Here is a 12338-nt window from a genome sequence, read left to right as displayed (position 1 = left end):
GACGTGTAACAAGCTAAAACTGGCAGGGAAATGGTACTAAACCTGAACCATAGCCAAAAGATGGCTTTCTTGACCCTGCGCAAGGTGAGGAGTAATTTGCAGCTTCCTGTGTTTAAGGCACTGCTTCCATTTCCAATCATTAAGTACAGAGTGTTTGCAGGAGTTTATCTTGCACTCACCTATGCTGATGATTGAAATCAGTCAATAAAAAGAACCATGCTAGAAGAAACGACAACCAATGACCCTCATGATGCTCAACCTGAGGGGACTGAACGCATTTATCGCCAACGTTTTGATTCCAAAATAGGGTTTCAAAATGAATACGATATTCTTGCGATTGAAGAGCCTTTACAAATCAGTTTGCAATGGAATGATACGGTTACTAACAAGCTGCATATCGAAGAGTGGAGCATGACAATGCGAACGCCCGGTGACGATGCCCATCTCATCGGTGGCTTACTTTACACGCAGCAAGTGATCGATTCATATGACCATATACTCAATATGGAATTGGTTGACGACGAATCACGCCATGGCCAGAATCACTGGTTGGTCACGCTCAATCATCCGTACACTGATGTGATTCAGCATCAGGCCCGTCGTTATATGGGCCAGTCGAGCTGTGGCATTTGCGGTATGACATCCATCCGAGCCTTGAGTTTGAGGCAAGAAATTCGTGTTGATGATAGCCCGAAATGGCTCTCTTCTGATGTTGTTATTGCGCTTCCTAATCTGCTTCTTGTTCATCAACCACTGTTTGCAAAAACGGGGGCGGTGCATGGTGCGGGTTACTTCGTGAATGGCGAGTTAATTGCCGTTGCGGAAGATGTGGGCCGCCATAACGCAGTGGATAAGTTGATTGGTCGAATTTTGAGTGAGCAACGTTGGCACCCGCAAGGGGTATTAATTCTTAGCGGCCGAGTGAGTTTTGAGTTAATGCAAAAAGCGGCCATTGCTGGCATTTCAGTGGTGGTGGCTGTTGGTGCGCCATCACGTTTAGCGCTCGATATGGCGCGTCAGTTCGATATGACACTGATTGGTTTTATCAAAAAAAATCAGTTCAATATATACCATGGTCATGCACGTTTGCAGTCAGTGAAAGAGTGAGAAGAAGAATATGAGTATTAAACAATATACCGGTTCGGCTGGTGGTTGGGGAGCGCTAAAAAGCACCGCGCATCATCTATTGAAAAGTCATAATGTTGCCAAAAATATTTCCAATCTTTTAAAAACCAACCAAGACCATGGTTTTGACTGTCCGGGCTGTGCTTGGGGTGAAAAACATGTCCCAGGGCGTTTTCGTTTTTGCGAAAATGGCGCTAAGGCCGTCAACTGGGAAGCCACTTCTCGACGCGTTGGGGCGGATTTCTTTAAGCAATATTCGGTCACTTGGCTCAATAAGCAGAGTGACTATTTTCTCGAATCTCAAGGGCGTTTAGCGGAACCAATGCGCTATAACGCTCAAACGGATCACTATGAGCCAATCAGCTGGGATGAGGCGTTTGCACTGGTTGCACAACACCTCAATCAACTCGCTAGTCCAAATCAGGCGGAATTTTATACATCAGGCCGCGCGAGTAATGAAGCTGCATTTCTATACCAGTTGTTTGCGCGCCGGTTTGGTACCAATAATTTTCCTGATTGCTCAAACATGTGCCATGAAGCGACGAGCGTCGCCTTGGTTCGCTCGATTGGCATTGGTAAGGGAACTGTGACTATTGAGGATTTTGAAGAATCCGATGCGATTCTTTTATTTGGACAAAACCCAGGAACGAATCACCCTCGTATGTTGGAAACACTGGCGTCAGCCTATAAGCGTGGCGCTCGGGTTGTTGCGTTTAATAATTTAAAAGAGCGAGGATTGGAGCGTTTTACTAACCCGCAAAATCCTTTTGAAATGTTAAGCAATGGTTCAACACCGACCACTAGCCATTATTTCACTCCTAAATTAGGCGGAGACATGGCGGCGGTTCGTGGCTTGGTGAAAATTCTTCTTGCTCGTCATCAGCAAGCACAGGCCTGCGGTGAATCGATATTCGACCTTGATTTCATTGCCCAGCATACCGAAGGGATGGAGTCTTATTTAGCCATGGTGCAGGCTACGCCGTGGTCAAGTATTATTGAACAATCTGGGCTCACGAAACAAGATCTAGAGCTGGTGGCAGATATTTACCAAGGCGCTAAACGCGTGATCGTAACTTGGGCAATGGGGGTGACTCAGCATAAGCATTCAGTGGCAACCATACAAGAGTTGGTCAATCTACAATTACTGTTTGGCCAAATTGGTAAGGATGGTTCTGGGGTATGTCCTGTCCGTGGCCACTCAAATGTGCAAGGTGACCGCACGGTTGGAATTAATGAAAAACCGCCTGAATTTCTACTCGACAATATTGAAAAAGTACTGGGCTTTACGCCACCAAAAGCGCATGGCCATAATGTAGTTAATGCTATTGAGGCGATGCTACGGGGTGAAAGTAGAGTCTTTATCGGTTTAGGAGGAAACCTCGTTGCTGCTGCGCCCGATACCGAGCGTGTCGCACAAGCAATGAAAAACTGTAATTTGACCGTAAACATTGCGACTAAACTGAATCGGAGTCATGTCAACCCGGGCAAGGATGCGTTGATCCTGCCTTGTTTAGGTCGGACAGATATTGATATTCAGGCTCAGGGGCCACAGAAAATTACCGTTGAAGACTCATTCTCCATGGTTCATGCTTCTTCTGGGCGAATTGATGTTACAGGAGAGATGATGCGCTCAGAGCCTGCCATTATCGCAGGAATGGCAAAAGCGACCTTAGGGGAGGAAAATCCAATCGATTGGCAATCCATGGCCGATAATTACGATAACATTCGAGATTTGATTGAAAAGATTATCCCAGGATTTGCCAATTTTAATCAGCGGCTCAAAGGGCCTGGCGGTTTTTATCTTGGTAATTCAGCGCGTGAATTTAATTGGAAAACGCCCACAGGAAAAGCGCAGATAAGCAGTAATGCACTTCCTGAATCTATCGTTCCGCTTAAAACTCAGCAGATGACCAAGAAACCGATTTTTGTGTTGCAGACGATGCGTTCGCACGATCAGTACAACACCACGGTTTACGGTTTGGATGATCGTTACCGAGGTGTATTTGGCGAACGTAATGTCATCTTCATGAATGAAAAAGATATTGAGCAGCTGCAATTAAAAGCGGGTGAACGAGTCGATATTGAGACACTGTGGGATGATGGTATTAAACGTGAAATTTTGGGCTTCAAAGTGGTCGCCTATGTAATTCCTCAAGGGAATGTAGCGGCCTATTTCCCTGAGGCAAATGCACTCATTCCATTGAGCAGTAAAGGCGACTTTAGTGATACCCCGACATCAAAATCTATTGCCGTTGTCATTCACCCAACCAAAGTTGCACCACTGTTAGTTCAAACAGACTAAAAAATCAGATACTAAAGCAAAAAAAAAATCAGATACTAAAGCAAAAAAGAGAGCCGAAGCTCTCTTTTTTTAGGTGTATGGTCGGACTGAGAGGATTTGAACCTCCGACCCCCGACACCCCATGACGGTGCGCTACCAAGCTGCGCTACAGTCCGATTGGCGTAATCTAATCATTTATCCCTTTAGCGTCAAGAGATAATCTTGCTAACGACCTGATTTAATTATCTTTGGCGTAAAATCTCTGCAATTCAGTTAAGCCTTGCATCAGTACTGGTAACGCTGGGCTAGAGTCTTTCTGACGTTGATAGTTTTCATCAAACAGCTTGAAGTTGCCAAATTTATCAATGAGAGTCGTTTGGGTATCGGTAATCAAGGCTAATTCACGGGCATCACCGGCTAAAATCCACTTCCTTTTGTTTTCATCAAACAAGTTTCTACCACTGCTAAATTCAATAGGGTTGGATGAAGCACCTAACAGATCCTGTAAAAGCGTGACTGAAAAATCTAAGTGACTTGAACGGTGTGAGTATTCTCCTGCCATTTTTCCAGGCCAATGGATGATCATCGGCACTTGTAACTGGTATCGGCTGTAATTGCTGTTAGCACCCCAGCTGTTGGTTTTTGTCTCGTTAAACTCCGCGCCATGATTTGAGGTGATCACAATCAGCGTATTGTCTTGCAATTGTAATTCGTCAATCTTAGTGAGCAGCAGGCCTATTTCTTGGTCGGCTGCATTGACCGAGTTATTGTAACCAGCACGCAGGCGATCGCTGGCACTACCTTTACTTGACCGAGGGTCAAAGTCATTAAAGTTGTCAACGGTCGTCAACTCCAAATAGCTGAACCAGGGTTGTTCGGTTTGCTCGGATACCCATTTATGCCAGCGTTGTATAGTTTGGTTATCTGTGCTCGATTCTTGATCAAAAGGAGCTTTAGAGACCGTTAAAGTGCGGAAAATCGTCTCTTCGTATAAGGTGTCGTCAAAATTATCGCCACTAAAGAGGCCAAACTGATAATTCTGTTTTTTCAATACATCTATCAGTATCGGAGGGGTACCTTGTGAACGAATGGCGTTGGCATAACTGCTTGGCAACCCATAAAATAAGCCAAAGATCCCAAACATGTCATTACTCGAGCTGTAATGATTATTAAACTTCAAATTTTCTGTCGCAAATTGGTAAGTGTTGGGCATGATTTCAGCTGTCAGCACATCACTTCTTAAATTATTGACACTCACTAGCAAAATATTGAGATTATTTGCTCTGCGGCCAAATTGAAGAGGCTCAAGAGGATAACGAACAATGTTAAGGTTCTCTTCATTATCCTTCAAACGCTTTAAGTACACATCACGATCAAATAGACCGTGTTTTTCCATGAACGATTTTGCCGTCATTGGATAGGAGAGCGGGAAGTTTGATTTTTGGCTGGTCACTGATGTTTCTAAATACGCATCAGACCAAACGTAAATAAGGTGGCTGGTAATAAAACTAATGAAAAATACCGCCGCGATGGGCCGGCCAACGTGTTTATGCGATAGTTTTCGCTGCTTACGCCAAACCCACTCCGAAAGCCCAAGTTGTAAGAGGAAAATGAGCGGCATGACCACAAACAGATGCTGTAAGTCGGCGGTGATAGCGCTGGTCTCATCGCTAAAAAGCAGTTCCCATACAATCGGTGTTAAGTGCAGGTTGATTGCTTGATAAGCTTGGGTATCGATTAATAAGAGTGTGAGTCCTAACGTTGCAAAACAGACCGCCACGAAGCGAAATAGTTTGCGCGACGGAATGATGAATGTCAGAGGGAATAAAACCAGCAGATAGAGTGCAAAGACCAAAAATCCAAAATGGCCGACCCAAGACACAGCTAAATAAAACTGCCCCAACAAGGTTTCAGGCCATGGTGATTGTACGATATATCGAGTACCAATAAGCATTGCTGCAATGATATTGAAGAAAGCAAACCAATGCCCCCAACCAACCAACCGTGATACGCGTTCACCGTATGTATTTTCGCTATCTGCCATGTAATTTTCTATCTATGCATTCTATTAGTGAGTAGTAGTTTCTAAAGACGACATCAATGCCTGAGCAAATTTTTCCGCAATCGCCTTACGCTGTGAAGCGGCAACGTTTTGGTTTAAGACATTCGTTGCAATGTTTCCCGCAATCATGAGAGTAAGCTCAGGGGAAGCACTATGTTTAGCGAGGATGGCAGCAACTTCTGTCAGGATATTTTCAATTCTTTCGTCGCTGTATTTAGATGTAATAGGCATAAAGACTCTAATGATGATAGTAAAAGCGGCTTATGATAACCTACAATGCCTTACAACTGAAACCAGAACGATGATAATTTCACTATGAGTCTTCACCTTTCCAACGTGATTTTGCACCAATTAAGCAAAAACGAGCAAGATGAGTTGGTGGTTAAATACCGCTCTCAATCTTTAGATAATGATACGTCTGCCGAAAATTTAGTGGCTGAGTTGCATCGCGTGTTTAATTCGAAAGCGAGCAAAGGTTTTGGTTCGTTTAAGTCGGACAGTGATTTTCAAACTTGGTTGCAAGAACTTCGTCAAGGTGAGCGTGATTTTTACGATTTTTCACAAATCAGTGCTCAACGGCTGAAAGATGAATTATCAAAGTATCCGTTTGCTGATGAAGGGATCTTAGTGATGGCCGAATATCAGTCACTAGCTACCGATTACCTATTTATTGGGCTTTTACCTCTCAACCAAAGTTTGAAAGTAACAGAGGGGCTCGACATTAGCGCGACAGATTATCTTGATATCAACAAAATGGATATCGCGGCGCGTCTTGACCTCTCAAGTTTTGAAACGGACAAAAACTCAAACCGCTACCTTGCCTATATCAAAGGTCGCGTTGGTCGAAAAGTGTCGGATTTCTTTCTTGATTTTCTGCAAGCCGATGTCGGGTTAGATACCAAAGTGCAAAATCAAGTACTGATGCAAGCGGTACAGGATTTTTGCACTGATTCTAAGCTAGAAAAAGATGAAGCGATCGGTTACAAGAAGCAGGTTTACGATTACTGCAATGAGCAAATTAAAGCCGGTGAGGAGGTTCATATTCGTGAGTTGTCTGGTGAATTACCTGCTAGCCAAGACGGCACGGGTTTTTTCGAATATACGCAGGCACATGGCTATGAACTGGAAGAGAGCTTTCCTGGTGATCGTTCTACCGTGCGTAAACTGACCAAGTTTGTCGGTGCAGGGGGCGGTTTGAATGTGAGCTTTGATAGCTTGTTATTGGGAGAGCGTATTTTTTATGATCCTGAAAGCGACACGTTAACCATCAAAGGCACGCCACCGAATTTAAGAGAACAGTTAACGCGCCAGCGTTAATCGTTTACCACTAAGAGAGCTTGATATGGCTCTCTTTTTTGTCTTTTCTCCCGATGTACAACTCAGCACGGTCCAAACTTTAGGTTTATGCTTGTATTAATTACAAGTACAAATTGGTAATCACAGTGTTTGGGCAAAAGAAATCAAAACGATTCAGCGTGAGATCGTATGGAGTGATTCTGTTTGGTTGGTTAATCTCCGTTGGTCTTGTGTTTTGGCAAAGCCATTTAAGCTACCAAGCCATGCATGCGGTGAAAGAGTTACATTACAGTGTTGAAGAACTTAAAAGTTCACTCTATTTTAAAGAGCCTTATCGTTCGACGCGAGCGAATGATATCGCGCTGAATGTGCAGCTACTCTATTCACTTAGGCTACAGCTGGAAGTTGAGCACCGAGATTTTTCATGGCGACCAGATATTCAGCAATTGCTCCATGTGACTGATCGCTATATCACACTGACCAAATCGTATTTGTCGATTGAGCTTAACATTCAACCCTTGGTTGAACGCCTACAAGTGCTGCGCGACAATCCCACTAATTCAGAACAACTCAAGCAAATGTATGTGGTGTTAGGCGCTTATGTATTTGAAGCGATGTTCAGTGACACTGAGCAAAATCCGGGGATCTATCGAGCATTAGATAAACTCTATGTGGATGGGCAATCTTTACCAGCTATTCAGAAAAAAGAGTTAGAGCAGACATTAGCACAAGCGTCTGATTTACTGAATCAATACGCCCAAGGTGCACGTTTGGTCGACAATTTAATCAATCACTCTATTTACAATCAGCTTATCCATGTTGAAAACCAATACCATCGTCTTTTAAACATCTATGCTTATCTTGTCACGGGGTTAAGTGGTGGTGTTATGCTATTGCTGGGTTGGTTGATGTTTCGGTCATCAGTTTTAACTCGTTCTCATGTTAATAAAGTTCCCAGTGCTGCGAAAGAGGATGCGTCATCTGAGATGAATCCCAGTCGTGTTTTGTCTACAGAAGAACCACAGGTGGAAACATCGGATCTTTCTGATGATTTGGCCATCGATATTGAATCCATGCTCATAACTCTCAATGGCGATGTTGAGTCTGTCACTCTACTGTTGAGCGTATTTATACAAGATCATCAGCATGATGCCACTGAATTGAAAAGATTGGTGCATTCTGATTTGGAGGCTGCTCAACGCCGAGCACACAGCCTGAAAGGCGTCGCGGGCAATCTTGGTTGCCGTTCACTCAAGCAGATAGCGTCAGAAATAGAGTTGCGACTCAGCCAGAAGCAACGACCTACGGAGAAGCAATTGGGGTTATTAACAACGCAATTAGCGGCCGCTATAGCCAGTGCGCAACACTACCTTGATCAAAGAAAACGATAAGCCAGTTCTATCGTGTCAGCTTTAAATGGTGATTCTGCTTGTAGTAAAAAAGAGCTCAGTTGAGCTCTTTTTTAATGGTTTTTTAGTTCAATGACTTTTGCAATACTCTGCTAGGCTGACTGTTGGTTGAGAACCGGTGTTTGTTCAGCACTGTCTGCTGGTGCAGTAGGTTCACATTTATCAACAAACCAACCCATGTAAGAGGTAAAAATGGTCACCAAAATACAGACAAAGCTTAGCCACATAAAGGGGGCATATGAGAGCGTTGCAACGCCTAGAATGCTCGCCATGTAGATGCCATTATCGCTCCATGGCACCATACCGGAGGTGAGCGTGCCACCAAATTCAGCGTTACGTGATAGGTTCTTACGCTGATAGCCTAAACGGTCATAGTTCTTGGCACAGATTTTAGGGGTCAGGATGAGTGAAACATACATGGCTGAGCCAAAAACGTTGCCCATAAATGCAGTACCAATAGTACTGGTTGCCAGTGAACCTGCGCTTGTCACGCGGCGCTCAAACAGTTTTGCGATGGTTTCAAGCACACCCACTTTATCCAGCAATCCACCAAACCCGAGACCAAAGACAATCACGGCAACAGAACCAAGCATAGAGGACATGCCGCCTCGGTTTAAGATTGAGTCAATGAAGCCAACGCCGGATTCAATATTGTAAGGTGCCCATGCGGTATTGAAAGCTTGCAAGAAGTCTACGTCTTGAATCATCACAGCCCAAATAATGCCCAGCAAAGAACCAAAGCTAATTACAGGAAACGAAGGCATTCTCATCGCAAGCAAGCCAAGTACAATCAGCACTGGCACAAAAGAGTATGGGGTAATGTAAAACTGCTGTTCCATCGCCTCAATCACGCTTTGTACTTGAGACATGTCTACGTTACCCGCATAGTGGAAACCAAATAAGGTAAACATGATACCCGTGATCACGTAGCTGATAAGCGCTATCGGCAGCATACCTTTAATGTGCTCCATCACTTCAACGTTAGACATCGAAGACGCCAGAATAACGGAATCAGATAATGGCGACATTTTGTCACCAAAGTAACAACCTGAAAGTACTGCGCCAGCGGTGATTGGTGCTGGAACGCCAAGACCCTGACCAATCCCCATCATGGCAATCCCCGCGGTACCAGCTGCACCCCATGAGGTTCCAGTTGCTAAAGCGGTGAGAGAACAGATGATCATCGTTGCAAGAAGGAAAATAGAAGGATGGATTGCTTGAAGACCGTAGTAAATGATGGTCGGCACGATCCCGCCGGAGATCCAAGTGCCAACTAATGCGCCAACAGCTAAAAGTATCAACACGGCACCTAAACCATTAGAAATACCATTCAGTGCTGCTTTTTCTAATTCTTTATATTGGTGACCTAAACGAACACCGAGCACAATAATGATGAACCAGCCAATGTATAAGGCTAGTTGGATAGGGAGATCGAGTTGAGCTGTAAACGAAAACGCGAGTAACAAAAACAAGCCTAGAGCAATAATTACTTGAATTAAGCTAGGTAGGCGTTGAGGGGCTTGCGTCATAAAAGAGCCTCTTGTCAGATTTATGATCTAAGGACAGAACGGTGCCCTTATTGAGTTCGATCGCACTTTACAATAGTTAGCATAATATATCGACATCAAACACCTCGGATGTGATTTATGTCGTTCAAGTGGTTAATCTTCGATGTTAAATGTTGATAATAGTTAAATTTAATGGGTATAAATGTTTTGTAGTGTGGGTTTTTTGTGTAACAAGAACGTGATTATTTAGCGTTTCGTTGATTATTGAATGCTGAATCATAGTGCGGTTGAGTGATTTTTAGGCTTAAATGTGTTTTTTACAAAACTGGCTACGCAGAAAGAAAAAGTTACCACTTTTACTAAGAAAGTCTTGAGATTTTATGCTGAACCACTTATAGATGGAGCAATAAATTTTCATTTTAGATACATGGAGAGTGAGCGCGATGAGAGTAGGTTTAGTGGGTTGGCGTGGTATGGTCGGTTCTGTACTGATGCAGCGTATGGTTGAAGAAAATGACTTTGACTTGATCGAACCGGTTTTCTTTAGCACATCTCAAATTGGTATTCCTGCCCCAACGGTGCCTTCTAAGAAAGGCAATCATCATACAGGGTTACTGCAAGATGCTTACGATATTGATAGCCTCAAACAATTAGATGCCATCATCACCTGTCAAGGTGGTAGCTACACTGAAAAAGTGTACCCAGCTCTGCGTCAAGCGGGTTGGAAAGGTTACTGGATTGATGCTGCATCTACCTTACGGATGGATAAACAATCAATCATCACTTTAGATCCGGTCAACTTGACACAAATTCAGCACGGCATCCATTCAGGAACCAATACCTTTGTGGGCGGTAACTGCACAGTCAGTTTAATGCTTATGGCATTAGGCGGCCTTTATGAGAAAGGTTTGGTCGAGTGGATGAGCGCAATGACCTACCAAGCAGCTTCGGGTGCTGGCGCTCAAAATATGCGCGAGTTGATCTCGCAAATGGGAGTAATTAACGATGCAGTAAGCTCTGAATTGGCTAATCCATCGAGCTCAATTCTTGATATTGACAGAAAAGTGGCTGAAACCATGCGATCACCTTCTTTTCCTACCGAGCAGTTTGGTGCACCACTAGCGGGTTCATTAATCCCTTGGATTGACGTCAAACGCGACAATGGTCAAAGCAAAGAAGAGTGGAAAGCGGGCGTTGAAGCTAATAAAATTCTGGGACTTCAATCGTCACCGATTCCGATTGATGGAACCTGTGTTCGTATTGGCGCAATGCGCTGCCACTCACAAGCATTAACCATCAAGCTGAAGAAAAATGTTCCGCTTGATGAAATCGAAGAGATGATCGCTACGCATAATGATTGGGTGAAAGTTATTCCAAACGAGCGCGATATTACCGCACGTGAATTGAGCCCTGCCAAAGTCACTGGTACTTTGTCAGTTCCCGTAGGACGTTTGCGTAAAATGTCTATGGGTGATGATTTCTTAAATGCGTTTACGGTGGGTGACCAATTATTGTGGGGAGCTGCTGAGCCGCTTCGCCGTACTTTGCGGATCATTCTGGCTGAAAAACAGTAAAGATGGATCTCGGTTTAAAACCACTTGAGTAAAAATAAAAAAAAGGGGCGCTTTATGCAAAGCGCCCCTTTTTTTATGTTTTTATGCTTTTTGTCTGTAGCAACTGTGACGATGTTAACGCGGTTATGCAAGGCCAGGAAATAAATTTCTGAGCCCATTGGCAATAAACTCAATACCGAGTGCGCCTAGTATCAAACCCATGATCCGCGTAATCACGTTGATACCCGTTTGACCTAAGAAGCGGACAATATAGGGCGCTGAGCGAAACAGCAGCCAAGAGCTTAAACTAAATAACACCACAGTGATTATAATGCCCACGGTATCGAACATGCTTGGGTAGCGAGAGCCATACACTATGGTTGAACTGATGGCACCCGGTCCTGCCATTAAAGGCATAGCGAGTGGCACAACCCCAATTTGTTCACGGCTAATGTATTCAGATTTCTCTTGTTTGTTTTGTTTATCTTCACCCAATTTACCGCTCATCATCGAAAACGCGATGCTCAGCAGCAATAGGCCACCAGCTACTCGAAACGAATCTAAAGAGATACTAAACATATCCAGTAACATCTGCCCAGCAAGCAGTGCGGTAATCAAAATTATTGCCACAGCAATATTCGCTGTAGCCGCCGTTTTGTGTTTCTCTTCTTGCGTCATATGCCCAGTGAGAGAGACAAATATTGGCATAATCCCCACGGGGTTCACAGCGGCTACAAGGCCTAAGAAAAACTGCAGGAAAATGGCTAACTCAAAGGTTTGCATGGCATTTATCTCTAATGGATCATTTCGATGAAATATTACGTGGCTAATGTAAGCGAAAGCAAAGGATAGCACGAATGAAAAAAACTAAAGCGATTGGGGTTTTATTGCTGAGAAAAACTAATTCAATGAAGAAAACGTTTTACAATTGTTTTTCTAATGTATGTGAGTGGTGTTGTTTTTTGCTCAACTGTTAACATCTGCACATTTTTAATAAAATTAGTGCTCCTAGCTGGTGGTAAAAGTGAGAGTCGATATACTCTCAGTAGCACGTAAAATGAGGTGTGTTCATTCATCTATCGCTCAAAAATGAAACTTTTTTAC

At 43.7% G+C, this 12338-nt stretch carries 9 protein-coding genes and 1 tRNA gene; 5 read left to right on the top strand and 5 right to left on the bottom strand.

The window, feature by feature from the left end; genetic code table 11:
• Positions 1-216 precede the first annotated feature (216 nt).
• Together AACT21_RS00405 and AACT21_RS00400 are read left to right on the top strand one after the other, a co-directional pair.
• Positions 217-1107, top strand: a complete 891-nt coding sequence (locus AACT21_RS00405) for a formate dehydrogenase accessory sulfurtransferase FdhD (protein WP_094164184.1) — start codon at positions 217-219, stop codon at positions 1105-1107.
• A 10-nt stretch (positions 1108-1117) separates the two neighbouring features.
• Positions 1118-3427: an FdhF/YdeP family oxidoreductase gene (locus AACT21_RS00400; RefSeq protein WP_094164183.1), complete on the top strand. Its 2310-nt coding sequence runs from the start codon at positions 1118-1120 to the stop codon at positions 3425-3427.
• A 78-nt stretch (positions 3428-3505) separates the two neighbouring features.
• Here the strand turns inward: AACT21_RS00400 and AACT21_RS00395 are convergent.
• From AACT21_RS00395 to AACT21_RS00385, 3 genes are all read right to left on the bottom strand, one after another.
• Positions 3506-3582 (bottom strand) — tRNA-Pro (locus tag AACT21_RS00395).
• Positions 3583-3644: 62 nt separating this feature from the next.
• Positions 3645-5450, bottom strand: a complete 1806-nt coding sequence (locus tag AACT21_RS00390) for a DUF3413 domain-containing protein (RefSeq protein ID WP_017049110.1) — start codon at positions 5448-5450, stop codon at positions 3645-3647.
• 24 nt (positions 5451-5474) lie between these two features.
• Positions 5475-5699 (bottom strand): YejL family protein, encoded by a 225-nt coding sequence (locus tag AACT21_RS00385; protein ID WP_013856392.1) that lies wholly within the window; start codon positions 5697-5699, stop codon positions 5475-5477.
• 84 nt (positions 5700-5783) lie between these two features.
• Between AACT21_RS00385 and yejK the strand changes: the two genes are divergently transcribed.
• Positions 5784-6785, top strand: coding sequence for a nucleoid-associated protein YejK (gene yejK, locus AACT21_RS00380; RefSeq protein ID WP_017042553.1), 1002 nt, complete (start codon positions 5784-5786; stop codon positions 6783-6785).
• A 173-nt stretch (positions 6786-6958) separates the two neighbouring features.
• Positions 6959-8155, top strand: a complete 1197-nt coding sequence (locus AACT21_RS00375; protein ID WP_094164182.1) for an Hpt domain-containing protein — start codon at positions 6959-6961, stop codon at positions 8153-8155.
• 110 nt (positions 8156-8265) lie between these two features.
• On the opposite strand, the gene nhaC is transcribed toward AACT21_RS00375, so the two are convergent.
• Positions 8266-9702 (bottom strand): Na+/H+ antiporter NhaC, encoded by a 1437-nt coding sequence (gene nhaC, locus AACT21_RS00370; protein WP_094164181.1) that lies wholly within the window; start codon positions 9700-9702, stop codon positions 8266-8268.
• A gap of 422 nt (positions 9703-10124) precedes the next feature.
• On the opposite strand from nhaC, the gene asd reads away from it, so the two are divergent.
• Entirely contained in the window at positions 10125-11255 is a 1131-nt protein-coding gene (gene asd / locus AACT21_RS00365) for an aspartate-semialdehyde dehydrogenase (RefSeq protein WP_026028273.1), read from the top strand.
• Between the two features lie 123 nt (positions 11256-11378).
• Here the strand turns inward: asd and AACT21_RS00360 are convergent, their stop codons facing one another.
• The gene (locus tag AACT21_RS00360; protein WP_010318853.1) at positions 11379-12017 is read right to left on the bottom strand and encodes a YchE family NAAT transporter; all 639 of its coding nucleotides are present in this window, start codon (positions 12015-12017) and stop codon (positions 11379-11381) included.
• Positions 12018-12338 lie beyond the last annotated feature (321 nt).

It is taken from the genome of Vibrio sp. V08_P9A1T1, from assembly GCF_963874405.1.
In the GTDB taxonomy this organism is placed as follows: domain Bacteria; phylum Pseudomonadota; class Gammaproteobacteria; order Enterobacterales; family Vibrionaceae; genus Vibrio; species Vibrio anguillarum.
The sequence above is the reverse complement of the archived record's forward strand: the minus strand, read 5'-3'. Positions and strand labels throughout refer to the sequence as shown.